This is a genomic window from Pengzhenrongella sicca, assembly GCF_017569225.1.
Classification (GTDB): Bacteria; Actinomycetota; Actinomycetes; order Actinomycetales; family Cellulomonadaceae; genus Pengzhenrongella; species Pengzhenrongella sicca.
The window spans coordinates 1741612-1765723 of sequence record NZ_CP071868.1 but is presented as its reverse complement, the minus strand read 5'-3'; the positions used below and the strand labels follow the sequence as shown (position 1 = coordinate 1765723).

General features: G+C 73.8%; 21 protein-coding genes. 10 read left to right on the top strand and 11 right to left on the bottom strand.

Annotated features, from left to right (window positions below):
• Positions 1–538: 538 nt before the first annotated feature.
• Entirely contained in the window at positions 539–700 is a 162-nt protein-coding gene (locus J4E96_RS08030; RefSeq protein ID WP_227425234.1) for a hypothetical protein, read from the bottom strand.
• On the opposite strand from J4E96_RS08030, the gene J4E96_RS08025 reads away from it, so the two are divergent.
• On the top strand, positions 699–1076 hold the full coding sequence (locus tag J4E96_RS08025) for a hypothetical protein (protein ID WP_227425233.1): 378 nt from the start codon (positions 699–701) through the stop codon (positions 1074–1076). The genes J4E96_RS08030 and J4E96_RS08025 overlap by 2 nt on opposite strands.
• Positions 1077–1127: 51 nt before the next feature.
• Here the strand turns inward: J4E96_RS08025 and J4E96_RS08020 are convergent, their stop codons facing one another.
• Positions 1128–1634, bottom strand: coding sequence for a TetR/AcrR family transcriptional regulator (locus J4E96_RS08020; RefSeq protein ID WP_227425232.1), 507 nt, complete (start codon positions 1632–1634; stop codon positions 1128–1130).
• 138 nt (positions 1635–1772) lie between these two features.
• Here J4E96_RS08020 and J4E96_RS08015 point away from each other — a divergent pair, with 138 nt between their 5' ends.
• Entirely contained in the window at positions 1773–2696 is a 924-nt protein-coding gene (locus tag J4E96_RS08015; protein ID WP_227425231.1) for a ketopantoate reductase family protein, read from the top strand.
• 430 nt (positions 2697–3126) lie between these two features.
• On the top strand, positions 3127–3924 hold the full coding sequence (locus tag J4E96_RS08010) for a transglutaminase-like domain-containing protein (protein WP_227425230.1): 798 nt from the start codon (positions 3127–3129) through the stop codon (positions 3922–3924).
• Positions 3925–3978: 54 nt separating this feature from the next.
• Here the strand turns inward: J4E96_RS08010 and J4E96_RS08005 are convergent, their stop codons facing one another.
• Positions 3979–4782, bottom strand: coding sequence for a class I SAM-dependent methyltransferase (locus J4E96_RS08005; protein ID WP_227425229.1), 804 nt, complete (start codon positions 4780–4782; stop codon positions 3979–3981).
• Between the two features lie 57 nt (positions 4783–4839).
• Between J4E96_RS08005 and J4E96_RS08000 the strand changes: the two genes are divergently transcribed.
• Positions 4840–5565: an AAA family ATPase gene (locus tag J4E96_RS08000; protein WP_227425228.1), complete on the top strand. Its 726-nt coding sequence runs from the start codon at positions 4840–4842 to the stop codon at positions 5563–5565.
• On the opposite strand, the gene J4E96_RS07995 is transcribed toward J4E96_RS08000, so the two are convergent.
• Genes J4E96_RS07995 through J4E96_RS07985 form a run of 3 tightly spaced genes read right to left on the bottom strand, consistent with a single transcriptional unit; the run spans position 5552 to position 8294 of the window.
• On the bottom strand, positions 5552–6985 hold the full coding sequence (locus J4E96_RS07995; protein WP_227425227.1) for a threonine/serine exporter family protein: 1434 nt from the start codon (positions 6983–6985) through the stop codon (positions 5552–5554). The two genes, J4E96_RS08000 and J4E96_RS07995, sit on opposite strands and share 14 nt — an antisense overlap.
• Positions 6986–7034: 49 nt before the next feature.
• Positions 7035–7706 (bottom strand): MOSC domain-containing protein, encoded by a 672-nt coding sequence (locus tag J4E96_RS07990; RefSeq protein ID WP_227425226.1) that lies wholly within the window; start codon positions 7704–7706, stop codon positions 7035–7037.
• A 30-nt stretch (positions 7707–7736) separates the two neighbouring features.
• Complete coding sequence (locus J4E96_RS07985) at positions 7737–8294, bottom strand: hypothetical protein (RefSeq protein WP_319637767.1); 558 nt, start codon at positions 8292–8294, stop codon at positions 7737–7739.
• 87 nt (positions 8295–8381) lie between these two features.
• Here J4E96_RS07985 and J4E96_RS07980 point away from each other — a divergent pair, with 87 nt between their 5' ends.
• On the top strand, positions 8382–10592 hold the full coding sequence (locus J4E96_RS07980) for a DEAD/DEAH box helicase family protein (protein WP_227425225.1): 2211 nt from the start codon (positions 8382–8384) through the stop codon (positions 10590–10592).
• Here J4E96_RS07980 and J4E96_RS07975 read toward each other — a convergent pair.
• The gene (locus tag J4E96_RS07975; protein ID WP_227425224.1) at positions 10531–12540 is read right to left on the bottom strand and encodes a putative bifunctional diguanylate cyclase/phosphodiesterase; all 2010 of its coding nucleotides are present in this window, start codon (positions 12538–12540) and stop codon (positions 10531–10533) included. The two genes, J4E96_RS07980 and J4E96_RS07975, sit on opposite strands and share 62 nt — an antisense overlap.
• Positions 12541–13026: 486 nt before the next feature.
• Here J4E96_RS07975 and J4E96_RS07970 point away from each other — a divergent pair, with 486 nt between their 5' ends.
• The 3 genes from J4E96_RS07970 to J4E96_RS07960 all read left to right on the top strand — a co-directional run bounded on the left by J4E96_RS07970 (position 13027) and on the right by J4E96_RS07960 (position 17227).
• Positions 13027–15417 carry a M43 family zinc metalloprotease gene (locus J4E96_RS07970; protein WP_227425223.1) on the top strand — a complete coding sequence of 797 codons (2391 nt, stop codon included), beginning with the start codon at positions 13027–13029 and terminating at the stop codon, positions 15415–15417.
• Between the two features lie 101 nt (positions 15418–15518).
• On the top strand, positions 15519–15851 hold the full coding sequence (locus tag J4E96_RS07965) for a hypothetical protein (RefSeq protein ID WP_227425222.1): 333 nt from the start codon (positions 15519–15521) through the stop codon (positions 15849–15851).
• Positions 15848–17227, top strand: a complete 1380-nt coding sequence (locus J4E96_RS07960; RefSeq protein WP_227425221.1) for a M28 family metallopeptidase — start codon at positions 15848–15850, stop codon at positions 17225–17227. Before J4E96_RS07965 ends, J4E96_RS07960 begins: the two co-directional genes overlap by 4 nt.
• A gap of 9 nt (positions 17228–17236) precedes the next feature.
• Here the strand turns inward: J4E96_RS07960 and J4E96_RS07955 are convergent, their stop codons facing one another.
• Positions 17237–18277: a YeiH family protein gene (locus J4E96_RS07955; RefSeq protein ID WP_227425220.1), complete on the bottom strand. Its 1041-nt coding sequence runs from the start codon at positions 18275–18277 to the stop codon at positions 17237–17239.
• Between the two features lie 162 nt (positions 18278–18439).
• Here J4E96_RS07955 and J4E96_RS07950 point away from each other — a divergent pair, with 162 nt between their 5' ends.
• On the top strand, positions 18440–19360 hold the full coding sequence (locus J4E96_RS07950; RefSeq protein ID WP_227425219.1) for a LysR family transcriptional regulator: 921 nt from the start codon (positions 18440–18442) through the stop codon (positions 19358–19360).
• A 25-nt stretch (positions 19361–19385) separates the two neighbouring features.
• On the opposite strand, the gene J4E96_RS07945 is transcribed toward J4E96_RS07950, so the two are convergent.
• The gene (locus tag J4E96_RS07945) at positions 19386–20015 is read right to left on the bottom strand and encodes a transglutaminase-like domain-containing protein (RefSeq protein WP_227425218.1); all 630 of its coding nucleotides are present in this window, start codon (positions 20013–20015) and stop codon (positions 19386–19388) included.
• 112 nt (positions 20016–20127) lie between these two features.
• Here J4E96_RS07945 and J4E96_RS07940 point away from each other — a divergent pair, with 112 nt between their 5' ends.
• The gene (locus J4E96_RS07940; RefSeq protein WP_227425217.1) at positions 20128–21909 is read left to right on the top strand and encodes an HNH endonuclease; all 1782 of its coding nucleotides are present in this window, start codon (positions 20128–20130) and stop codon (positions 21907–21909) included.
• Between the two features lie 84 nt (positions 21910–21993).
• On the opposite strand, the gene J4E96_RS07935 is transcribed toward J4E96_RS07940, so the two are convergent.
• Both J4E96_RS07935 and J4E96_RS07930 read right to left on the bottom strand, forming a co-directional pair.
• On the bottom strand, positions 21994–22833 hold the full coding sequence (locus J4E96_RS07935; protein ID WP_227425216.1) for an FHA domain-containing protein: 840 nt from the start codon (positions 22831–22833) through the stop codon (positions 21994–21996).
• A complete protein-coding gene (locus J4E96_RS07930; protein ID WP_227425215.1) occupies positions 22830–24110 on the bottom strand; it encodes a vWA domain-containing protein in 1281 nt (426 codons plus the stop codon). The genes J4E96_RS07935 and J4E96_RS07930 overlap by 4 nt, the downstream gene beginning before the upstream one ends.
• Positions 24111–24112 lie beyond the last annotated feature (2 nt).

The window sequence follows — 24112 nt, the reverse complement described above, 5'->3', positions numbered from 1 at the left end:
GCGCCGCGACTGGGTGCGGCGCAGACGAAGTCACAGACCGAAAACGCGCGGCACCGGCAGGCGCGGCGCGCCTGCGGGTCCGAACAGTTCGGGCGCGTGCCCTGAGCCCACTTGGTACTCACACGAGTCCGCGACCCTCGCCCACGACTTACCTGTCGCTACCTTGCCGTCGGTGTCGGTGTCGGTGTCGGTGTCGGTGTCAGTGTCGGTGTCGGTGTCGCGTTCGGCGTCGGCGCATCATGAGATCGTTGTTTTGACAGGTCTTCACATCGAGGGGAGGCAGATCACATGGGCGCCAAACGCCGTGACGAGCCGAACGAGTCAGAGACGCCGTTCGGTCAAATGCCCGGAATCAACGGGAGCTCTGTTGGACCCAGCTTCCGTGAAGGCCCACGACGCACGCCAGACACTCATCCCGTGCGCAGCCTGTTGATCGGGCTAGTGCCGGTAGTCCTCATCGTCGCGTTTCTCCTCATCACGGGACGAATCTGACGCCACGATCGCTGCCACGAACGGCGGACCGCCGATCTCGCGTCATTCACTTCGGCGACATCCCGACGACCGCGGCAGCCAACGCAAGCGCCTGTTGACCGTCGACACCGTCGTCGTGCCATGCGACGAGCAGGTCCCCGAAAAACCCTGGCCGAACCGCGACGTCCGCCGCGGTAGGTTCGCGGGTCATCGCGAAGGGAAGAATCATGCGCAGGTCCACCATCGCCACGATCGGCATATTCGCGTCCCCGGCAATTCTTGCAGGATCAGCGCTGCTTGCCGTGACGGCATGGACCGCGATCACGCATGAGCTCGTCTGCCTCGACGCGCCAACTCCCGTAGATCCTCAGGTAATCGGTGAGGGCACTCTCGACGGACAACGCACCTGGATTCTAGTCGGCGAGCGGTGCACCTGGGCCACGGCATCGGGCGAAACGGTCACGACGACGAACTACGACCTGGCCGCCAGCATTGGCCTGCTTGGTGGCGTCGCTGCAACGCTGACGTCCGCGGTCGTGTTCGTGATCAGCGCTAGATCCGGCGCTGACGACCGCCCTGCTTGGAAGCACCGCACCGCCGCCTAACTGTCGTTCAATACCGCTTGGCGCCCAATGTTGTTCGCACAGAGGTCGGGCTCAGCGAGAGAAGTCGGGTTGCCTTAGCCCGGCCAGCAGTAGCTCCACAGCTGCACGCGACTCCGATGCCCAGAGCGGCCGGTCGATCGCAGCCCCAATGCCGTGCAACACGATCATCACCGCCCCGACGTTCACGTCGCTGCGGATAGCACCGTCGACGGCCGCCCGAGCCAGAAGGTCCGCGACGGTGCGCTCGAGTTCGATTCCGCCCTCGGCTAGTACTGCCGGGTCTGCGACTAGTGCGAGAGTGCGGGCGAGGCCCGCGTGGGCCAGCTCGTACTCGACGAACCCGCGCAGGAAGGCGTCGAGGTTCTCGCTCGAGGACCTCGACGGGTCGTGGGCCTGGTCGCAGAGCGAGGCCACCTCGCCCTCGTACACCGCCGCGGCCAGCGATTCGCGTGTGGGGAAGTGCCGATAGAGCGTCCCGACCCCGACGCCGGCACGGGCCGCGAAGTCGTCGAAGCGCACGTGCGCATCCTGATCGAACACGTCCCGGGCAGCTGCCATGATCGCATCCCGGTTGCGGCGCGCATCCGCTCGCAGTGCCCTTACTTCAGCCATGCTGAGACCCCCGTTGACAACTGGAGAAGGTCTCCATATTCTCATAACTGGAGACTAGCTCCATCTTACTCGAGGGAGCCCCTCATGCGCATTCTGATGTTTGGTCGCGGAGTGATAGCGACGATCTACGGTCGCGTACTTGACGCCGCCGGGCACGACGTCGAGTTCTACGTGCGTCCGGGTCGCGCTGCGGAGTACGGGGATGAGGTGCAACTGGACTGGATCGACGGGCGCCGCAAGCCGGTAGGCCGGCGAGTTCGTGAATCGTTCCGAACTCCGTTGCGAGAATCCATCGACCCGGGCAACAACTTCGATCTGGTCGTGCTCAGCGTCGGGCACCATCGTCTCGCAGAGGCATCCGCGTTCTTGGCTCCCCGACTGGGCACGGCAACAGTGCTGGTGTTCGGCAATATCTGGGAGGAGCCGCTCACCGCAGTCGCGCCGCTTCCAGCCGATCAGGTCGTGTTCGGGTTCCCGCAAGCGGGCGGCGGCTTCGGGGACGACGGTGTGCTGTGGGGCGGGTTGTTGCCATCCGTCATCATCGGCACGACCGACGCCTCGCCGACACGGCGGGAGCAGGAGGTGTTCACGGCCTTTCGGCAGGCGGGCCTCGCTGTTCGGCAGGAGAAGGACATGCGAGGGTGGCTGTGGCTGCACTTCATCGCCGACGCCGGCATGTTCGACCAGGCCGTCCGAAGCGGGTCGCTGGCGAACATGATCGGAGACCGTCGAGCGTTCCGCGACGCACTCTTGACGACGCGCGAACTGCTGCCCATTCTCGAGGCTCGGGGTGTCGACCTCCGCCTGCACCGCAGCGCCACGCTGCCGTACCGGTTCCCCCTCATGGTCGCTGCGGCGTTCGCACGGACGACGGTGCTGATTCCGATCGCTCGCAGGAGCCTCGCAGCTCACACGGACCCGCAGGCCCCAGAGGCGCGCGCCGTGCTCGAGGACACGCTGCACGAAGCGCGCCGACTCACTATCCCTGCCCCGCGCCTCGAGCGGTAACTTCGGCGACCGGACATCCTGGCCTGCAGTCCTCTTAGTCCGTAGCGGCTGGTGAACTGCCGGCGCGGTCATCGGCACGGCGTGGCAGCGAAGACTGCGGTCCACGGGAGCGCCCGTCTTCTCCGGCTGGTACGGCACGACCACGCTGCCCGGAGCCGCACGCGCGTCCGGGTCTTCCTCCGGTTGCCGAAGGGCCGCCCCGTCGTGCTGCTGCATCCGGACGTCTTTTGGCGGCGACGGCAAGGCAATCCTGGGCGCAATCACCGACCAGTGGGTCCCGCCGGTCACAGCCACGCGGTCACATCCGGTCGGGTCCTCGAAGACCAGCCGGGGCCCGAGGCTGCTACGTCCGGCGCGGAGGGTCCGACCGCCGACCCGACCGCGGGCCGTCCGCCAGACAACAGACCCGCCGGCTGCGACGATGACCAGCATGCGCCGCACCGTCTCCGCCCACCTCGAGCTCGACGTGCTCCAGCCGGCCGTCCTCGCCCTGCTCGTCGCCGTCGCCGACGGCGCCTACGAACGCACCGAACGGCTCGAGGTCACGTGCGACGGCCGGGCGCTCGACCTAACGGAGCTCGCTGAGCCGCACGGCACCCGGCTGCACCGGGTGCAGGCGCCGGTGGGCCGGGTGCTCGTCGACTACCACGCGAGCGTCGTCGGCACCGACCTGCCGCCGCTGGCGAGCGAGCGCGAGGCGATCAGCTACCTGCGGCCGAGCCGGTACGCCGAGTCCGACCGGCTGATCGGGCTCGCGAACGTCGAGTTCGCGGGCCTCGAGGGCCGAGCGCTGCTCACCGCCGTTGGTCAGTGGGTCGAGTCGCACCTCGCCTACGTGTCGGGCAGCAGCGCGCCGACCGACGGCGCCGTCGACACGCTCCTGAGCGGCGCCGGGGTCTGCCGCGACTTTGCGCACCTGACGGTGAGCCTCCTGCGCAGCATGGACGTCCCCGCGCGCCTGGTCGCGGTATACGCGCCGGGTCTCATGCCGATGGACTTCCACGCGGTCGCGGAGGCGCTGCTCGACGGCGTCTGGCACGTCGTCGACGCGACGCACCTCGCGCCGCGCCGCTCGATGCTGCGGATCTCGACGGGGCGCGACGCCGCCGACACCGCGTTCCTGTCCACCCACCACGGCCGCGCGAACCTGCTCTCGCAGGAGGTCACCGCGACCGTCGACGGCGACCTTCCGATCGAGGACTGGTCAGAGCTCGTCGAGCTTCAGTGACGAGCTTCAGTGAGGTCGAGCCCCAGTGAGGTCGAGACCCGGTGAGGTCGCGCTTCAGGGTGGCGGCGCCTCGGGCTTGACCAGCCGGGCGCTGAGGTACCGCACGTCGCCCCGGGCGAGGCCCTCGTGGTTGCGCGTGCCCCGGATCCCGGCAAACGGCCGGATCGCGCGCTGGAACCCGCGCGGGATCCAGGCGTCGATGAGCGCGAGCTTGCGCTCGTTGTCGAGCTCCATGGCCCGCAGCACGTTCGCGGTGATGTCGAGCTCCGCCTCGCAGCGCAGGGGTGACCGGGCGAGCTGGGCGTGCAGCGTGGCCAGCCCGGCGGCGTCGCGCAGGTCCGCCCACGCCAGCACTCCCCCGGGCCGCAGCACGCGGTGCGCCTCGGCCAGGAACGCGTCCATCGAGGCGTAGCAGTGCGACGACTCGATGTTGACCACGACGTCGAAGCTCTCGGCCGCGAACGGCATCGCCTGCGCGTCCCCCGCGACGAAGCTCAGGCCGGGGCCGCGCCGGTGCCGACGCGAGAGCTCGACGGCGCGCCGGGAGAAGTCGAGCCCCGTCGTCGACCGCGGGTGCAGGTACCGGCTCACGTGCGCCGCGCCGCCGCCGCGCCCGCTGCCGACCTCGAGCACGTCGGCGCCCCGCACCTCGGTGCCCGCCAGGGCGTGCCGGAAGAGCTGGATGCAGTACCGGTCCGGCTCGTCGCGCGGGTCGAGCTCGACCTGCGGGGACGCACCCAGCCCGGCTCCGGCCCCGACCGGCGCGTAGCCGTAGTTCATGAACGCCCAGCCCGGCTCGCGAACCCGCGCCGCCAGGAGCTCGTAGCACGCCCGCCAGGCGAGCTGCTTTGCACCCATGCCTCACGGTAGCCCGGATCGGCCCCGTCGAGGTGGGGCGTGTGTTAAGCCTCTGCGATGACCTTTGCGCCCATCCTGCGCCGGCTCGACGCCGACCGCGAGCACCCGCCGGAGCCGCACGAGTGGTTCCTCGCGGTGCCCGCGGTCGCCCAGGTGCTCGCCGACGGCTGGGAGCTGGCCCAGGTCACGGTGGTCGTTGGCGAGAACGGCGCCGGCAAGTCGACCCTCGTCGAGGCGATCGCCCTCGCGGTCGGGATGGGCGCCGAGGGCGGTTCGACCGGGTCGCGCCACTCCACCCGGGTGACCGAGTCGCAGCTGTGGCGCCATCTCGTCCTGCTGCGGGACGTGGGCGCGCCGCGGCGCGGATTCTTCCTGCGCGCCGAGACGATGCACTCGTTCTACACGTACCTCGAGGAGAACCCCGGGGCGCGGCCGGAGCCCGCCTTCCACCAGCTCTCGCACGGCGAGTCGTTCCTCGCGCTCGCGACCGAGCGGATGCGCAAGCCCGGGCTGTACCTGCTCGACGAGCCCGAGTCCGCGCTGTCCTTCACGGGCTGCCTTGCGCTGCTCGCCCACCTGCACGCGCTCGCCGACGCCGGCTCGCAGGTGATCGTCTCGACCCACTCGCCGCTGCTTGCGGGCCTGCCGGGCGCGCAGATCTGGGAGGTCGGCGAGTGGGGGCTGCGCCCGAGCGCGTGGGCGGACCTGGACCTCGTGCGGCGCTGGCGGGGCTTCCTCGACGACCCCGGCCGGTACCTGCACCACGTGCTCAACTCGCCGTGACGGCCCGTCGCCGCCACAGCAGCGGGTTCTCGCGGCGGGGTCGCCTGCCGCGACGCAGCGGCGCCGCCAGGAACTCACCGAGCGTGACTCCCGCGGCGAGCCCGAGGCCGATCAGCGCCGCGCCGAGCAGACCGCTGGCGCCAGCGATGATGCCGATCGAGTGCTCGTTGATGAGCTGGAACAGCGCCCGGTAGATCGCGAGACCGGGCAGCAGCGGCACGATCCCGCACACCGAGATGACGATCGGGGTCACGCCGAGCCGCGGCCCGACGAAGACGCCGAGGAAGCCGACGACGAGCGCCGCGAGCGCGCTCGCGACGGCCGGGCCGAGGCCGAGGTCGCCCGCAACGACGTAGATGACCCACGAGAGCCCGCCGACGACGGCGGCCGCCACGGCGGCGCGGGGCCGCGCGTACGACGCAACCCCCCACGCCCCGGCGACGACGGCGGCGCTGGCGGCCTGCACCATCAGCGGCGCCGTGTTCGCAGGGATGTCGAGCACCTCGAGCGGCACCCCGGCGCGGCGAGCGACGTCGAGCACCCCACCGATCCCGACGACGATGCCGAGCGTCAGCACGACGACCTCGAACGTGCGCCCGCCCGCCGTGACCGCGAACCCGCTGATCGCGTCCTCCGCCGCGCCGACCAGGGACAGACCGGCGAGCAGCACCACGATGCCCGAGGCCACCACGAGCGACGGCGGCAGCGCCGCGAGCGCGCCCGGGAAGGTGGGCGCGGCCAGGAACAGCCCGACCGCGACCAGGGTCGCGATCGCCGCGCCGATGCCCTGCAGGAAGAATGGGGGCAGCCCGAACCGATCGAGCGCCCACAGCACGCGGTCGATGAGCGCCGTCGTCGCCGCCGCGACGACCGCGACCGCCGGGCCGCCGCCGAGCAGGAACGCGACCCCCGCGGCGAGCACCGACAGGACGAGCGTGACCACCCACCGGCTGTACGGACGCGGGGCCGTGACGATGGCGTCGAGCGCCGCGTGCGCGTCGTCGAGCCGGTCCCGCGCGTCCTCGGCGGCGACCTTCACGCCGTATGTCTGCGTCGCGAGCTCGAGGATGCTGGCCAGGCGCCCGTAGTCGGCGTTCCGGGTCCGGATCACCCGCATGAGCGTCATCGGGTACGCCGAGCCGCCCGGGTCGTACGCGAGCGTGATGGCGCTGAAGCCGACCTCGACCTGGCACGCGTCCAGGCCGAAGGCGCGCACGGTCCGGTTGATGGTCGTCCGCACGTCGGCGGCGGAGGCGCCGAGGGAGAACATGGCCTCGCCGAACCGGAGCGCGAGCTCGAGCGCGCCCCGCGCGACGACCTCGTCGAGGCCCGCGTCCCGGGCGCGCAGCCCGACATCGCCCGGGTGCGTCCCGGCGATCACCTGGCGGGCCAACTGACGCAACCGCTCCGAACCCCGCATGCCTCAAGGGTAGGCGCCGCGGCGGGCCGAGCCCGACGCGCTCGGCGGGTCAGCGCGGGGCTGACGCCCCGGTGCGACGGCGCGCGCGCTCCGCGATCTCGAGCGGCAGCGCGGCCGCGCGGAGCAACCCCGGCAGCAACTCGGGCTCGAGCGTCATCGCGCGAAAGCACACGCCGACACTGACGTCGTGATCGGGCCGGTGCACGATCTCGATCGGGTCCCCCGCGCGGAGCTCGCCCGCCTCGACGACCCGCAGGTAGGCCCCCGGCAGCGCGGCCTGCGTGAACTGCGGGACCCAGCCGGCCCGGTCCAGCCACCGGGCGAAGGTGGAGCACGGGATCCGCGGGCTGGAGACCTCGAGGACGACATCGCTCCCGACCCGCCAGCGCTCGCCGATCAGGGCGCCGGTCACGTCGAGGCCGGCGGTCGTGAGGTTCTCGCCGAAGCTGCCGTTGCCGAGCGTCCGGCCGAGCTCGACCTCCCACCGGTCGAGGTCCGCGCGCGCGTAGGCGTAGACGGCCTGGTCGACGCCGCCGTGGTGGGTCGCGTCGCCCACCCGGTCCCCCACGAGGCCGACGCCGCCGCTCCCCTTCGGCCCCGGCACCTCGACCCGGGCGGGCCCCGAGAGAGGCCGCTTGTCGATGCCGGTCGGGCGCGGGTGTCGCGACGGGTCGAGGCGCATCGCGGCGACGTTCACGGTCAGCACGGCGGGCGTCGTCATGCGGGTCATCGTCGCAGATCGATCGCCCGGTCAGTTGGCCGCGGACACCTGGGCGACGATCGCGACGGCGGCGTCCCAGTACTTCGTGTAGTGGTACGGGTCGGCGTTGCGCTGGACGGCGTGCGCGACGAGCGTCGGCTCCATCGCGTTGCGCCCGTCGACCTTCGCGAGCGCCGTGTAGAAGCTGGCCGCGCTCGTCGCGGGGTCCATGCGGTCGGCGAGGCTGCCCCAGGCGCCGTTCGCGCGCTGCTGGAAGAGCCCGCGGCTGTCCGGACCGGCGACGTCGCCGTGGTCGGCGACCGTGAGCGATGACTCGCCCATCGCGGTCATCACGGCGATCGTCTGGTCCCGGACGGACAGGCCCATCGCCCGCCCGGTCTCGACGATCGTGGCCGCGTTGGCGACCTGCTCGGCGCCGTAGGCGCCGGCCGCGCCGGTCGGATCGGCCGCGGCGACCGCCGTGGCGAAGACCGCGTCGAAGGATGCCGCAGACTTGGTGGCGGACGGCGTCGCGGACCGCGCGGCGAGGCCGGCGATCGTGCCCTGAATCTCCACGACCCGCGCGGTCGTGGCGGCGATGGCGTCCACGGCGGCTCCTGATCTCGCGACGAAAGGTACGTCCTGCCTATCGACCGGAACGGCCCGGGTGTGACCCGAACGCCGCACCCCGCGCGCGTGTCCGCCAGCACAGCAGCCATCGCAGGCGCACCAGTCTTCGCCAGCACAGCAGAGAGCGAGCCGATCGTGCCGGGACGCATCACCTACACCGGGCCGGTCCTCGCCCCCTGGCAGGACGAGGCGGTCGCGGCCTGGGTGGCCGGCGACTCGCGCGGCCCGCACCGCGGCACGCTCGAGGTTTTCACGGGCGGCGGCAAGACCCTGCTCGCGCTGGCCGCGGCGGCCGCGGCGTCGGCGCTCGTGCCCGGCCTCCGGGTCGGGATCGTCGTGCCCACGCAGGCGCTCCAGACCCAGTGGTTCGCCGAGCTGCAGCGCCAGACCGACCTCGGTCGCGCCGACATCGGCCGGGTCGGCGGTGGCCACCACGACGACTGGTCCGGCCGCCGCGTCCTGATCGCGGTGCTCAACACCGCCGCGCGGACGCTGCCCGACCTGAGCCGCGGCGTCGACCCCGCGACGCTCATGCTCGTCATCGACGAGTGCCACCGCGCGGGCGCGCCGCAGTTCTCCCGGGTGCTCGACACGGCCGCCGACTTTCGCCTCGGCCTGAGCGCGACGCCGGACCGCGACGAGATCGACGACCGCGGCGAGCTCGTCGCGTACGACGACCAGGTGCTCGGCCGGCGCCTCGGCGAGGTCGTCTTCTCGTTCGACCTGCGCCGCGCGCGCGAGGTGGGCTGGCTCCCCGAGTACGCGATCCATCACCACGGGGTCCAGCTCGACGCGGCCGAGCGGCGCGAGTACGACCGCCTGAGCCGGCAGGTGGACGACCTCGCCGACCAGCTGCGCAGCCTCGGCAAGGAGCCCGGGCAGGCACGCCGGCTCGCGTCCCGGCCCGGCGACGTCGGCATCACGGCCGGCCGGTACGTCGCCACGACCGCCAAGCGCAAGGACCTGCTGTACCGCGCGCGCGAGCGCCGGCGCGTCACGGCAGCCGTGCTCGAGCGCACGTTCGCGGCCGACCCGGCGCGCAAGGCGCTGCTGTTCCACGAGCGCGTCGACGAGGCCGCCGCGCTGCACGCGGTGCTCGTCGACCGCCTGCCGGTGACCTCGACCCTCGAGCACTCCAAGCTGAGCCCCGCGGCGCGGCGCGCCGCGCTCGAGGACTTCGCCGCCGACCGGGCCGCGGTGCTCGTGAGCGTCAAATCGCTCGTCGAGGGGCTGAACGTGCCGTCGGCCGACCTGGGCATCTCGGTCGCGTCGTCGTCGAGCGTGCGCCAGCGCGTGCAGAGCCTCGGCCGGGTGCTGCGCCGCCGCTTCGACGGCCAGGTCAAGCACGCCGACATGCACATCGTGTATGTCTGCGACACGGTCGACGAGCTCATCTACGCCAAGGAGGACTGGTCCGACCTCACGGGCGAGGGCGCCAACGAGTACCTCACGTGGCCGCTCGACTCCGAGGAGCCGGTCACGGCCGACGAGCCGCCGCGCACGCCCCGACCCACCGAGGAGATGGAGTGGCTCCGCCTCGGCGAGGCCCCGCCCGCGGCGGCCGAGCGGTGGCACGGCGTCCTGCCCGACCTGGACTACTCCGTCGACACCCGCGGCACCGTCCTGACGCCGGCCGGCGAGGTGATCCGCAACCCGCAGGGCGTACCGGCGATGATCGCGGCGCTGCGCGGCGCGCCCGGCGGCCGGTTCCGGCTCACGCCGCGCCACCGCCTCGTCCTGGTGTTCTACGTCGAGAACGACGGTCCGCCGGTCTCGTACGTCGTCGGCCAGGCGCCCGAGGCGTTCGAGCTGCTCGGCACCGGCCCGGCCGCGGGCGCGGCGGTCGACGTGGGCGCGCTGCGCGCCGGCGCGCCGTACCCCGGCTCGCTCGACAAGGCCGGCGGCGCCTACAAGCTCCGCCAGCGCCACGGCGGCGTCATCGAGCGGCGCGGGCCCCACGGCAGCGAGCTGGCGACCGAGGACTCGAGCGCGGGGACACCGGGCCACAACGCCCGCCTGCTGCTCGACGCGTGGCGCGGCACGCAACGGCCCGGGATGAAGTTCTTCGTCAACGCCGCGGCGCACGCGTGGTTCCTCGACGCGGGTGTCCCGCTGTACCTCGCGTCCGTGCCGGGCGGGTTCGCGTGGCCCGTCGCACAGGTGGCGCCGGGCGAGCGGGTCGAGTCAGGCGAGCAGGTCAGCCCAGGCGAGCAGGTCAGCCCAGGCGAGCAGGTCGGCCCAGGCGCGAGCGGGCCGACGCCGGCGACGCCTGGGTAGGCAGGAGCTGACGCTCGGCACGCCACAGGTCGAAGGCGCCGGCGGGGACCGGCCTGGACAGGAGGTACCCCTGCGCGGTGTCGCAGCCGAACCCGGTCAGCGTCGCCAGCGCCGCCGCCGTCTCGACGCCCTCGGCGACGATCGACAGGCCCAGGTTGTGCCCAAGGTCAACGATGCTGCGCACGATCAGCGCATCGCTGGGACTCGTCGCCATCGTCAGCACGAACGAGCGGTCGATCTTGAGCTCGCTGACCGGCAGCGTCTTCAGCTGGCTGAGGCTCGTGTAGCCCGCGCCGAAGTCGTCGATCGACAGCCGAACCCCGAGCCCCGCGAGGGCCGTGAGCACGCGCTGCGCGCGCGCCGGCTCGATCATGATCGCGCTCTCGGTCACCTCGAGCTGGAGCAGCTCGGCCGGAACCCCGTGCACCGCCAGGAGGTCCGCGACCTGCCCCGGCAGGCTCTCGTCCAGCAGGTTGCGTGCCGAGAGGTTGACCGAGACCAGCAGCGCCTGCCGGGCGTCCAGCCAGCGCCGCGCCTGCGCGAGCGCCGCCCCGAGGACGTAGCGCGTCAGCGGGCCGATGACCCCCGTGTGCTCGGCCATCGGGATGAACTCGTCCGGGAACACGAGGCCGCGCGCGGGGTGCTGCCACCGCACGAGGGCCTCGACCCCGACGAGGGCACCCGTGGCCGTCGAGATCTGCGGCTGGTAGTGCAGCTCCAGCTCGCCGAGGTCGAGGGCGCGGCGCAGGTCACCGAACAGCGCGAGCCGCTGGGGGCTGTGCCCGTCGACGGCGCACGTGTAGACGAACACGCCGAGGCTCTGCGTCTTCGCGACGTACATCGCGATGTCGACGCGGCGCAGCAGGGTCGTCGCGTCGTCGCCGTGCAGGCCGGAGAGCACCACCCCGACGCTGGCCTCGACGTCCAGGGCCACGCCGTCGACCTGGAACGGCTGCTCGAGCGCCGACCGTAGCCTGCCCGCGACGAAAACCGCGGCCGCGAGGTCGCCGACGGCGGGCAGCAGGACGGCGAACTCGTCCCCGCCCAGGCGCGCGATGGTCTCGCCGTCGCGCAGCGCTGCGCGCAGCCGCGGCCCCACCTGCGCCAGGAGCTGGTCACCGTAGTGGTGCCCGAACGTGTCGTTGATCTCCTTGAACCTGTCGATGTCGATGAGCAGCAGCGCGACGGGCAGCCCCGTGACCCGCGCCGCGAGCAGGTCCGCCGCGCACCGCTCGGCGAGGAACGCCCGGTTCGGCAGACCCGTGAGCAGGTCGTGCCGCGACGCGTGCAGCGCCCGCTCGCGCGCCACCTCGAGCGCGCGGCGATCGCCGCGCGAGACGTAGGCCAGCGCCGCCGCGAGCACGAGCCCGACGAGGAAGACGATCGGGGTCAGCGCCCCGTCGACGCCTTCCGACCGCTCGAGCTGCCGGAGCTGGACCTGGGCGTTGCGGAGGTGGACCGTGGCGGCCGCGCCGACCATCGCGCCCAGCTGCGCGGACAGCGGGCCGGCCTCGTCGGTCTCGATCGCGAGCGCCAGCGCGCCGTCCCCCGCCTCGATCGCCGCGAAGAGCCGGTCCGCCGCCGCGAGGTAGTCCTCGTGCACGAACAGGATCTGCGCGGCGCTCTCCCGATCGGGCGCCCCGCCGGCGCGGGCCGCCGCGGCGAGCGCCCGGACGAGGTCGTCCGCGGCCGCGTCGAAGCTCGCGCGGGCCGCCGGCACCGGCTCGAGCCGGTAGGTGTGCGCCCGGGACTGCTCGGCCGCCGCCGCGCTCACCGCGTGCGTGTAGGCGTCGGACAGCCGGGTGGCGACCGCCACCTCCCGCGCAGCCCGCGCGGTCATCTGCGACGAGCCGACGACGAGCCCACCGAGCACGAGCAGGACCAGGACGAGGGCGACGCTCAGGGCGCGCCCGCGCGGGCCCGTGGGCTCCTGGTGGTCGGCGCTCATCGGTCCTCGCAGCGGGTCGGCGGGCAGGCTGGCGTCCCCCCTATCGGCCACCGGGGCGGCGCAATGAACCTTTGCGCGCGAGGTCGGGGGGTGAATCTCACCCGCAGCTCCTCCCCCGACGCTCATCACCCGCGATTCCTCAGCGGCGCGAGCCCGGCCGCCGTCGGTCCCACGCCGTACCCGCTCACGCCGGCCCGTGCGCAGGGGCATCCGCGCTGCTCAGAGCGACGTTGGCCCCGCGCCCGCCCGGCTGTCCCGGCCCGGGCGCGGGCGCGGGCCGCACATCCGATTCGCACGTATCTGCGCCCCTTGTGCACGTCCCCTTGCGGGGGCAGCATGACAACTGAGCATGACGACAGGCAGGGGCAAAGATGCCGCCTGCTCACGCGAGAAGTCAGGTGTCCGCGCGGCGTCGTTCGCCGCCGCGGACCGGGGCCGCGCGAGCCGCTCACCGCTCACGGGCCCCGCTCGACGAAGGGGATGGACATGACCAAGCAGTCCAACGGGGGAGCAGACAAGAAGAAGGCGGAGTCGCCGGGCGCCGCACGCAGCGGCGACGCGATGCACCCGGCCACCGGCGGCGCGATGCCGGGCTCGGCGATGCGCTCGGGCGCCGCCGACAGCTCGGCGATGAAGGGTTCCGCGCCGCGGTCGATGTCCCGCAACGCCATGTCGGCAGCCGCCGACGGCGCGCCCGCGGCACAGGAGTCCACGGGACCTCGGATGGGCGCGGCCGGCGCGGCCGGCGCAGGATCCGCGGCCGGCGCGGGCGGGTCGGGCGGCGCGGGCGGCGCGACGGCTGGCGGGGCGGGCGCGGCGACACCCACCGAACGCCGATGCGGGGCGATGGAGGTGCACCGGCGCCTGCTGTCCACCTCGCCCGAGTACGTCGCGAACCGCACCGCCATCGAGAACCGGACGCGGATGTTCCTCGCCCGCGACGCGTCGCAGCGGTTCCCGGGCATCGCCCGGATCCCGGTCGTCGTGCACGTCGTGTGGAACTCCCCGGAGCAGAACGTCTCGGTCGAGCAGATCCAGAGCCAGATCGACGTGCTCAACCGCGACTTCCGCGCGACCAACCCGGACGTCTCGACGGTGCCGGCTCCGTTCCAGCCGCTCGTCGCGGACTCGCGGGTCGAGTTCTTCCTGGCGTCGGTGGACCCGAACGGCGCACCCACGACCGGGATCACGCGGACCAACACGGCGACGACGTCGTTCACGCACGACGACGCGGTGAAGTCCGCCGCCACGGGCGGCGCCGACGCCTGGCCGGCCGACCGATACCTCAACATGTGGGTCGCCCCGCTCGGCGGCGGCCTGCTCGGCTACGCGCAGTTCCCGGGGGGCGCGGCCGCGACCGACGGCGTCGTGATCACGCACTCCGGCTTCGGCACCACCGGCACCGCCGCTCCCCCGTTCCACCTCGGCCGGACGGCGACGCACGAGATCGGCCACTACCTCAACCTGTTCCACATCTGGGGCGACGACGGCAGCGGCTGCAGCGGCTCCGACGAGGTCGCGGACACCCCGAACCAGGGCGGCGCGAACACCGGCGTGCCGACCTTCCCGCACGTGTCCTGCACCAACGCGCCCAACGGCGACCTGTTCGTCAACTACATGGACTACGTCGACGACCCGGTCATGGTGATGTTCACGCACGGCCAGGCCGCGCGCATGGAGGCGTGCCTCGACAGCACGCGCAGCCCGCTCATCTCGGCGCAGCAGACGCCGGTCCCGGCCGGGCCCGTCGTGTCCTGGGCCGCCAACCGGATCGACGCGTTCGTGCTCGGCACGGACACGGCGATGTACCACAAATGGTGGGACGGCAACGCCTGGGGACCGGGCGTCACCGACTACGAGTACATGGGAGGTGTGTGCATGAGTGCACCCGAGGTCGCGGCCTGGGGGCCGAACCGGCTCGACGCGTTCGTCCTCGGCACCGACCGCGCGCTGTGGCACAAGTGGTGGGACGGCAACGCCTGGGGCCCGTCGGTCACCGACTGGGAGTACATGGGCGGCATCTGCATGAGCCCGCCGCGCGTGGCGTCCTGGGGGCCGAACCGGCTCGACGCGTTCGTGCTCGGCACCGACCGCGCCATCTACCACAAGTGGTGGGACGGCAACGCCTGGGGACCGGGCGTCACCGACTACGAGTACCTCGGCGGGACCTGCATGAGCCCGCCCGAGGTCGTGGCCTGGGGCGAGAACCGGCTCGACCTGTTCGTCCTGGGCACCGACAACGCGCTCTACCACAAGTGGTGGGACGGCAGTGCGTGGGGCCCGTCGGTCACCGACTATGAGTACCTGGGCGGCGTCTGCGCGAGCCCGCCCACGGTCGTGGCGTGGGGCCCGAACCGGCTCGACGTCTTCGTGATCGGGACCGACAGCGCGCTCTACCACAAGTGGTGGGACGGCAACGCCTGGGGCCCGTCGGTGACCGACTGGGAGTACATGGGCGGCGTCTGCACCTCGGCGCCCACCGTGGTCGCGTGGGGCCCGAACCGCCTCGACGTGTTCGTCACCGGCACGGACAGCGCGCTGTGGCACAAGTGGTGGGACGGCAACGCCTGGGGCCCGTCGGTCACCGGCTGGGAGTCCCTCGGCGGCGTCATCACCTCGGCGCCGCGGGTCACCGCGTGGGGCCCGAACCGGCTTGACGTGTTCGTGACCGGCACCGACAGTGCGCTGTTCCACAAGTGGTGGGACGGCAACGCCTGGGGCCCGTCGGTCTCCGGGTACGAGTCGCTCGGCGGCGTCGTCAGCGACCTGCGTCAGGGCCAGCCCGCGGCGGCGATCGAGAGCGGGCCGCCCCGGCCCGCGTTCCCGGCGATGAAGCAGCCGCAGCAGGGCGAGATGTCGGCCGCGGCGCGCTCGTAGCCGCAGCCGCAGCCGCAGCCGACGCACGACACAGGAGTCCGGGTGGTGGCGGGCCGGTTCCGGCCGGCCCGCCACCACCCGGGCACGAGAGAGAGGCCGCCATGCCGGCTCCGGAGGTCCAGCTGCTCGGACGCTGGGTGCACTCGTCCGAGGACGACCACGACGGCGTCGCCGTCTACCGCCGTCCCGAGTTCAACTTCCCCCCGGCGCGAGGCAGGCGCGGGCTCGAGTTCGGGGCCGACGGCAGCTTCGTCGAGTGGGCGATCGGCCGCGGCGACGGGTCCGAGGCCAGGCCGGGCCGCTGGGAGCCGGACCCCGCGGGCGGCGCGGTGGCGCGCGGCGCCGTCGGCGGCACCGCGCTGCGGGCGGTCCAGACGGCACCCGACGTGCTGGAGGTCCGCGCCGTGGACACCCCGGCGGGGGGCCCGACATGACCGGGTACGTCGTCGCCCCGGACGAACGCTCGGGCAGGGCCGACGACGTCGCGCCGCGCGGCACCCACTGGGCGCGGTTCGCCGACCGCGTCGTGACCTGGGCGCCGGAGCCCGCGCGCCTCGGCCGCGGCGCGCGGACCGCCGACCGACTGCTGCTCATCACCCAGGTGGGCCGGTCGTTCCAGGACGCGCACCCCGACCTCACGCCGGTGCTCGAGCACGGCCGGCACCTGGTCGTGGCGGACACCGACCCGTCCCTGCTCGCCGTCACGCCCGACGCCGAGCCCGGCGCCGACGAGCACGCGCACTGGCGGGTCGAGCCCCTGCCGGCCGACGCCGTCGTCGTCGGGCTACCGGCCGCGCCGCCCGCCCGGGTGGACCCCGCGATCGCCGGCCTGCTCGGCGAGCTCTCGAGCCCGCTCTACGCCGCCGACGTCGCCTGGCTCGCCGGGCTGCCGACGCGCCACTCGCTCAGCACGCACTTCGCGACGGCGGCCGGCTGGGCCGCGGCCCGGATGACCGCGCTCGGCTTCGCGGCGACCCGCGTCCCGATCACGGTCGGCGCCGGGACGAGCGAGAACGTGATCGGCGACCGCGCCGGGGTGGGCAGCGGACCGCGCGACCTCGTCCTGATCACCGCGCACCTCGACTCCGTGAACCTCGCCGGCGGGCCAGCCGCGAGCGCGCCCGGGGCCGACGACAACGCGAGCGGCTCGGCGGGCGTGCTCGAGCTCGCTCGCGTCCTGGCGGCCCACGCGTGGCGCGCCGACGTGCGGCTGATCCTGTTCGGCGGCGAGGAGCAGGGCCTGCACGGCAGCCAGCAGTACGTCGCCGCGCTGCCCGGTGCCGACCGCGCCCGCCTGCGCGCGGTCCTGAACATGGACATGATCGCGACGCGCAACTCCCCCGCCCCGACGGTGCTGCTCGAGGGCGCGACCGTGTCGGCGGGCCTCATCGCGGACCTCGCCACGGCCGCCGCGACGTACACGGGCCTGCGGGTCGAGACCTCGCTGTCGCCGTTCGCGAGCGACCACGTGCCGTTCATCACCGCTGGCCTGCCCGCGGTCCTGACGATCGAGGGCGCCGACAGCGCCAACGGCCACATCCACTCGGCGAACGACACGCTCGCCTTCATCGACCACGCCTTCGCGCTCGACATCCTGCGGATGAACCTCGCCGCGCTCGCGGGCTGGCTCGGCTCGACGTCCGGCGCGCCGCGCCCCGCTGGGTCGGCCGTCTCCTGGGGGCCGGGGCGGCTGGACGTGTTCGTCGTCGGCACGGACTCGACGCTGCAGCACACGTGGTGGGAGGGGGCCGGGTGGCAGCCGTCGCCCGGCGGGTTCGAGACGCTCGGCGGGACGATCGCCCGCCCGTGACGGCGGGCGTCAGGCTAGGAAGAGGCGCACGCCCGCGTAGGCCGTCGCCGCGACGAGGAGCCAGGACGCGAGACCCAGCCCGAGCGTGCGGCCGCCCGTCGCCCGGAGCGTGCGCCGGTCGATGCCGGTGCCGAGGCCCGCGAGGGCGGCGACCATGAGCACGTGCTGCGCGCCGGCGGCGACGGCGAGCGCCGAGTCCGGCACGAGCTCGGCGCTACGGAGCGCGATCGCGGCGAGGAAGCCGACCACGAACAGCGGGAGGATCGGCGGCCGACGCCCGCCTGCCGCCGCGCCGCGGCGGGTCCGGCGCGTGAGCGCGACCGCGGCGACGAGCGGCGCCAGGAGCACGACGCGGCTGAGCTTGACCACGACGGCGGTGGTGAGCGCGCCGTCGACGCGGCTCGCGGTCGCGACGGCCTGGCCGACGTCGTGCACGCTGGCCCCGACCCACGCGCCGAACGCGGCCGGCTCGAGGCCGAGCGGGCCCGCGAGCGCGGGCAGCACGACGATCGCGAGGCTCCCGCAGAGCGTGACGAGCGCGATCGCGACGGCGGTGTCCTCCTCCTCTCCGCCGGCCACCTCCCGCATCGCCGCGATGGCCGACGCGCCACAGATCGAGAAGCCCGTCGCGACGAGCAGCGACCGGGCGGGCGGCAGGCCCAGCGCCCGGCCGAGCAACTGCGTCCCGGTGAACGTCACCGCCACCGTCCCGAGCACGACAGCCAGCCCGCCGAGGCCGAGGTGGACGAGGTCGGGCAGGGCGAGCTGCAGGCCGAGCAGCACGACGGCGATGCGCAGGAGCCGGGTCGTCGCGACGTGGGTGCCGGGCCGGAGCACCGGCGGGTGCAGCCCGAGGTTCGCCGCCAGCGCGCCGAGGACGACGGCGACCGTCGCCGCGTTCAGTGCCGGGACGACGTGCGCGACCGCGAACGCGAGCGCGGTCGCGCCGGCGACGGCCGCGAGGCCCGGCACCGCGGCCCGGGCCGACCCGGACGGCTCGAGCCCCGGTTCCGGAGCTCGACGTGGCAAGGCCAGGGTGTCGCGGGTCACGGGTTGGCTTCCTGCTCGGCGGTCGGGTGCTGGCACCAGCCTGGACCCGGTGGAGCGCTCGCAGTAGGGACCACGCCGTGATGACCTCATCCGCCGTGCTGATGTCAGGCCATAGAGTGGGGCTATGCCTCAGCAACCACCGACCACGGCGGCCGTCGCGCCATGACGACGTCGCGGGCGAACCTCGCGCGGATCCCCGACCTCGACTCGCTGGTGCTCCTGCTCGAGGTCGCCGAGCTCGGCAGCCTCGGTCGCGCCGCACGTGCGCACGGCCTGAGCCAACCGGCGGTCTCGGCCCGGATCGGTGGGATGGAGCGGCTGGTCGGGCTGCCCCTCGTCGCGCGCACCGCCCGGGGCTCGTCGCTCACGCCCGAGGGCGCGCTCGTGGCCGACTGGGCTCGGGAGGTGCTCGGGGCCGCCGCGTCGCTCGAGGCCGGCATCGCCGCGCTGCGCGCGGACGCCGAGACGCGACTGCGGGTCGCCGCGAGCCTGACCGTCGCCGAGCACCTTCTGCCCGGCTGGCTGGTGCGGCTCGCCGCCGACCGGCCCGAGACCGCCGTCCGCCTCGACGAGATGAACTCCACCGACGTCGAGCGGGCCGTGCTGGCCGGGCGGGCCGAGCTCGGCTTCGTCGAGGGGCCGGCCGTCCCGGCGACGCTCAGCTCACGCGTCGTCGCGCGGGACGAGCTCGTCGTCGTCGTACCCCCCGGACATCCGTGGACCCACCCTGGCCGCGGGCTGGACGCCCGCGAGCTCGCGGCGACGCGGCTCGTGCACCGCGAGCCGACGTCGGGGACGCGCACCTTCCTCGAGGCGGCCCTCGCGTCGGTCGGCCCGCTCGCGGCGCCGCTGCTCGAGCTGTCGACGACGAGCGCCGTGTGCTCGGCGGTCGCCGCCGGCGCGGGGCCGGCGGTGCTCAGCAACCTCGCGGTGCGCGGCGACGTCGCGGCGGGGCGACTCGTGGAGGTCCCCGTGCACGGGATCCGCCTCGCGCGGTCGCTGCGCGCGGTCTGGCCGCGCGGGCAGCGCCCGGGCGGGCCGGCGCTCGACCTGCTGCGGATCGCGCAGCGAACGGCGGGCTGAGGTTGGCGTCGCGGGGGCGGCGACCTCAGCGGGATGTGACGTCCGCGGCGTCGGCCCCGGAGCCCGTGGACAGGTCCGACGGCAGCCCGCCGCGGCACAGCTCGAGCACATTCGTCGCACCGCGCAGCGCACGGACGACGTCGCGGTCGGGCGCGACCAGCACCTGGGGGTAGTCGCGCTCGCCGAGGTCGACCCGGACCGGCCACGCGAGCCGCTCGCTCGTGAGCGAGAACTGGGCGTCCACGCCGGGCTTGTTGCCGCGGGGATCGAGCCGGTGCCACCCATCCTGCAGGTGCACCGCCACCAGGCCGTGGAGCACGAACGTCTCGCCATCGTCGGTGAGCCGCTGGTAGCACAGTCCCGCCGGGACGCCCTCGGCGCGGAGCATCGCGGCGAGCAGGTGTGACTTCGCGAAGCACAGGCCGACGCCGTCGCGCAGCACGTCCGACGCGCGCAGCGTCACGCGGGGGTCGGCCGCGTCGCAGGAGTGCCGGATCTCGTCCCGCGCGAGCTCGAACGCCGCCCGGGCGAACGGCACGTCGCCGGGGTGGGCCGCCCGCAGGGTCGCGGCCGCGTCGCGCACGGCCGGGTGGTCCGCGTCGATCACGTCGTCCGCGGCGAGATACGCGGCCGGTGCGTGGGCGCTGAGGTTCACGCCGCACAGCGTAGGGCCCCGGCAGCGGGCCCGATCGGTCGGCGAGAGGGCCGTGTGGCTCGGCACCCGTCGGGCGGGGTGCGTGTCAGTGCCTCGGAATAGGGTAGAACACATGTTCGAACTCTTCGCAGCAGACCTAGCGGCCGGGATGCCGCAAGTCACGGCGGCGCCCGGCGCGGGTGCGGGTGCGGGTGCGGGTGCGGGTGCGGGTGCGGGTGCGGCAGCCTCGGTTCGCGACGCAGCTGGGCAGGAGTGGACCACCGACGTCTGGGCCGCCGAGCCCGTACCCGAGGAGCTTCCCGTGGCACCCCGGGTGCAACCGCCGGCAGAGCTGGAGGCGTGGTGGGACCTCATCGACGCGTCCTACGGCGATCCCCTGCCGACCGGAGGCACCGACGCCGTCGGACCCGTCGCCGCCGGCATCACGGGAGACTTCGCGCTCGTCGAGCACGTCGCGGCCTTCGAGGGGGTCATCTCCTGGGCCCGGGCCCATCAGCTCGCGGCGATCTCCGTGCTCGCCGACCGGCCCTCGATGAATCCGAGCTGGCCGGTGCGCGTCACCCACCCGAACATCGCCGCCGAGGAGATCGCGGCGCGACTGGGCACCTCGCGCCAGACCGGACGCGAGCTCGTCGAGACCGCCCGGCTGTTCGCAGGCCCGCTCGCCCCGACGGCCGAGGCGCTCGACGCCGGTGCCATCGACTGGACGAAGGCGCGCATCGTCGTCGCCGCGCTGCGCAACGCCGCCGGTCAGGTGGCCGACGCCGTGCAGGCCCGCGTCCTGCCTAGCGCAGGTAAACGCACCCCGACGCAGCTCCGCGCCGCTCTGCAGCGGGCCCTCATCGAGATCGATCCGACCGACGCCGAGCTGCGCACCACGCGCGCCGTCGACGAACGCCGTGTGTGCCACCCGAAGGTCCTGCCCGACGGCATGGCGGGGATCTGGGCCGTGCTGCCAGCCGCGATCGCGGCCGCGATCGACGCCGGCCTGAGCGGGCGGGCCCGCCTGGCCAAGCGGGTGGGCGATGTCCGCACGATCGACCAGCTCCGGGCCGATGCGTTCAGCGCGACCCTGCTGGCGGACCACCGGCGCGGATCGGCGACGGCCGGCAACACCGGCGCGGGCGCGTGGGCTGACGTCGGAGTCGAGACCGGTGGCGGGACCGGGACCGGGATCGGGGCTGGGACTGGGGTCGGATTCGGCACCGGCGCGGGGCTCGGCACCTGCTCGAACACCGGCGTTGGATCCGGCGCTGCCTTCGGGCTGGGTACCGCCGCTCAGCCGCCCGTCCCGGCGCCCTCGGCCGGGCCGGCCCTGATCACCGTGACGGTCGCTCTGACCACGCTGCTCGGGCTCGACGAGAACTCGGCCGAGCTGGCCGGCTACGGTCCGATCACCGCCCAGACGGCGCGTCGCCTCGCCGCCGAAGGAACCTGGCGGCGGCTCATCGCCGATCCCACGACCGGGGCGGTGCTCGACGTCGGTCGCCGCCGCTACCGTCCACCCGACGACCTCGCCGAGATCGTTCGGGCCCGCGACCGCTTCTGCCTCTCGGTGATCTGCAACGCGTCGGCTCGATCGTGCGACCTCGATCATCGGGTGCCGTTCCGCCCCGACGGCACGGGCGGCGCGACGTCCGACGAGAACTTGGGCTCGCTGTGCCGACGAGATCACCTGCTCAAGACCCACGCGAACTGGGCCCTGGACAAGGATCCCGCGTGCGGCTCGCTCACCTGGACCACGCCGACAGGTCACATCTACAGGTACACACCGCCCGACGTCGTGGGCATGCCGGACGGCGACGATCCGCTGATCAAGCCACCAACCGATCCGGCGACCGACCCGGCAAGCGATCCGGCGACCGACCCGTTCGAGGACCCTCCGCCGTTCTGATCGTTCGAGGGCCGTTCTGATCGTTCGAGGGCCGTTGTGATCTCTCGCGGGCCGTTCGAATCCCTCGCGGGCTGAGCTGCCGACTCAGGCGGCCCCGGCCTTCTCCTCGTCGGTCGCCCGGCGCACGACGATCCTCGTCCACGCGCCGACGTACACGCGGTCGCCCTCCGACAGCTCCCGGCGCTGGCCGGGCGTGAGCGGCACGGTCGGCAGCGGTCCGCTGTCCGGCCCCACGTACGTTCCGTTCGACGACTGCAGGTCCTCGACCCACCAGCGCGTGCCGTCCGTCGTGAGCTGGGCCTGCCGCCTGCTGACGCCGATGTCGCCGTCGCAGTCGATCTCCGGGTGGATGTTCCGGCTCTTCGAGACGCGACCGATCAGGACGCTCCGGACCGTGAGCGGCACGATCGCCGGCAGGCCCGGGGACGGGCACGGCTCGGTGCTGTCCTGCTCGGCGTACCAGTCGGGGTCGACCCAGATCTCCGTGACCCACTCGAGCGGCACGCGCGGCGCGAGCGGCGTCGGGCTCGCGGAGCCCGCGGGGCTCGCGGGACCTGCGGGGCTCGCGTCCGGCGCACCGAGGTCGAGCGACGACGCCGGAGCCGGCACCCGCGGCATCGCGCCCGTCGTGAAGTCGTACCCGCACGCCTCGCAGAACAGCGCGTCGGCGACGTTCTCCGTCTGGCAGTTCGGGCAGGTCTGCGACGCCGGGCCGGTCGACGCCGAGCCGGTCGGAGCCGAGCCGGTCGGAGCGCCCCCCGCGGCGCCCGCACCGACTCCCGCTCCAGCTCCAGCGCCGCCACCGGCACCGCCGGCGAGCACCGCGGCGAGCGGCTCGCCACAGACGTCGCAGTAGTCGGTCGCCACGCTCTGGTGCCCGTTCGGGCAGGTCACCGTGCCCGCCGAACCACCCGGGTCGGTCATCGCTTGACCCGCGTCGTCTTGGTCGACGCCGTGTCGAGCGCCATCTCGTCGAGCCGGTCCACGCTCTTGCGCAGCCGCACCTTGCCGGTGCCGGGCTCCTCGATGTCGACGACCTTGCGCAGCTTCGAGGTCGCCTCCTCGTTGCCGGTCTCGGCGGCGAGCTGGACGGCCCGGCCGAGCTTCGCGGTCGCGGTCGCGGTGTCGCCGATCGCCTTGGCCGCGAGGCCGTCCTGGATCGCCTCGGCAAGCTCGGTCTGACCCGTGTAGTGCGCGACCTCCGGGTTGATGCGGGCGGTGAGCGCGTCGTCGTCGGACCACAAGGCCTTGACCATGCCCTGGGCCTGCACGGCGTCGCCGAGGGCGAGCTGGACGCGGGCCGCGAGCTGCTCCTGCCCAACGCCCTTCGCCGCGGGCAGGCGCACCGCGACGTGGAAGTCGCGGGACTCGTCGCCCCAGCTGCCGGTGGGGTACGCGCCCGTGAGCGCGTTCACCTCGCGGCGGCGGCCCGTGAGGTCCTCGACGGCCGGGGCGACCTGGCGCACGAAGAGCACTCGGGCACCCTGGGGGGCCCAGACCCGCAGGTCAGCGGAGGCGACGCCGCGCGACATCGCGGCGCGCATGAGGCGCTCGAACTCGCCGGCCATCTCGCCGGGCGTCGGGATGAGGTCGACCGTTCCCATCAGGGCGGTCGCGATGCGGCGGACCTCGCCGACCACCCAGTCGGCGCCGACCCCGCGGCAGTCGCACTGGAACCGGCCGCTCGCCGCGGCGATCCGGCGGGTGAGCTCGGCCGGCGTCTCGTGCTGGTTCTTGCCGTCCGTGAGCAGGATCGCGTGCCGCTGCGTCGCCGCCGGCACGGAGTCGAACACCGCGCTCGCGAGCTCGAGCCAGGTGCCCATCGCGGTGCCGCCGTCGGCGGTGAACGTGCCGATCGCGGCGCGGGCCTCGGCGCGCGCGGCGGGGTCCATGCGGGTCATGCCGAGCTCGCGCGAGTCGGTGGGGTAGGCCAGCCGGGCGAGGTGGTTGCCGGCGATGACGGCGAACCAGGTCCCGTCGATCACCTGGTCGAGCGCCGCGACGGCCGCGATCTGCGCATCCCGGATGCCGAGGCCCATCGACCCCGAGGTGTCCACGATGACGATCTCGGCGGCCTCGCCGCCGCCGGACTGACCGGCCTGCCCCGCCCCGGTGCAGGTGACCGTGACGATCGCGTGCACGTCCGTCCCGCCGTCCGCGAGGAACTCGTTCTGGAACACCTGTGCCGCAAACTCCGTCATCG

Coding starts and splice junctions, on each gene's coding strand:
- J4E96_RS08025 (WP_227425233.1), top strand. CDS start 699: ATGCGCAGGTCCACCATCGCCACGATCGGCATATTCGCGTCCCCGGCA.
- J4E96_RS08030 (WP_227425234.1), bottom strand. CDS start 700: ATGATTCTTCCCTTCGCGATGACCCGCGAACCTACCGCGGCGGACGTC.
- J4E96_RS08020 (WP_227425232.1), bottom strand. CDS start 1,634: ATGGCAGCTGCCCGGGACGTGTTCGATCAGGATGCGCACGTGCGCTTC.
- J4E96_RS08015 (WP_227425231.1), top strand. CDS start 1,773: ATGCGCATTCTGATGTTTGGTCGCGGAGTGATAGCGACGATCTACGGT.
- J4E96_RS08010 (WP_227425230.1), top strand. CDS start 3,127: ATGCGCCGCACCGTCTCCGCCCACCTCGAGCTCGACGTGCTCCAGCCG.
- J4E96_RS08005 (WP_227425229.1), bottom strand. CDS start 4,782: ATGGGTGCAAAGCAGCTCGCCTGGCGGGCGTGCTACGAGCTCCTGGCG.
- J4E96_RS08000 (WP_227425228.1), top strand. CDS start 4,840: ATGACCTTTGCGCCCATCCTGCGCCGGCTCGACGCCGACCGCGAGCAC.
- J4E96_RS07995 (WP_227425227.1), bottom strand. CDS start 6,985: ATGCGGGGTTCGGAGCGGTTGCGTCAGTTGGCCCGCCAGGTGATCGCC.
- J4E96_RS07990 (WP_227425226.1), bottom strand. CDS start 7,706: ATGACGACGCCCGCCGTGCTGACCGTGAACGTCGCCGCGATGCGCCTC.
- J4E96_RS07975 (WP_227425224.1), bottom strand. CDS start 12,540: ATGAGCGCCGACCACCAGGAGCCCACGGGCCCGCGCGGGCGCGCCCTG.
- J4E96_RS07970 (WP_227425223.1), top strand. CDS start 13,027: ATGACCAAGCAGTCCAACGGGGGAGCAGACAAGAAGAAGGCGGAGTCG.
- J4E96_RS07965 (WP_227425222.1), top strand. CDS start 15,519: ATGCCGGCTCCGGAGGTCCAGCTGCTCGGACGCTGGGTGCACTCGTCC.
- J4E96_RS07960 (WP_227425221.1), top strand. CDS start 15,848: ATGACCGGGTACGTCGTCGCCCCGGACGAACGCTCGGGCAGGGCCGAC.
- J4E96_RS07950 (WP_227425219.1), top strand. CDS start 18,440: ATGACGACGTCGCGGGCGAACCTCGCGCGGATCCCCGACCTCGACTCG.
- J4E96_RS07940 (WP_227425217.1), top strand. CDS start 20,128: ATGTTCGAACTCTTCGCAGCAGACCTAGCGGCCGGGATGCCGCAAGTC.
- J4E96_RS07935 (WP_227425216.1), bottom strand. CDS start 22,833: ATGACCGACCCGGGTGGTTCGGCGGGCACGGTGACCTGCCCGAACGGG.
- J4E96_RS07930 (WP_227425215.1), bottom strand. CDS start 24,110: ATGACGGAGTTTGCGGCACAGGTGTTCCAGAACGAGTTCCTCGCGGAC.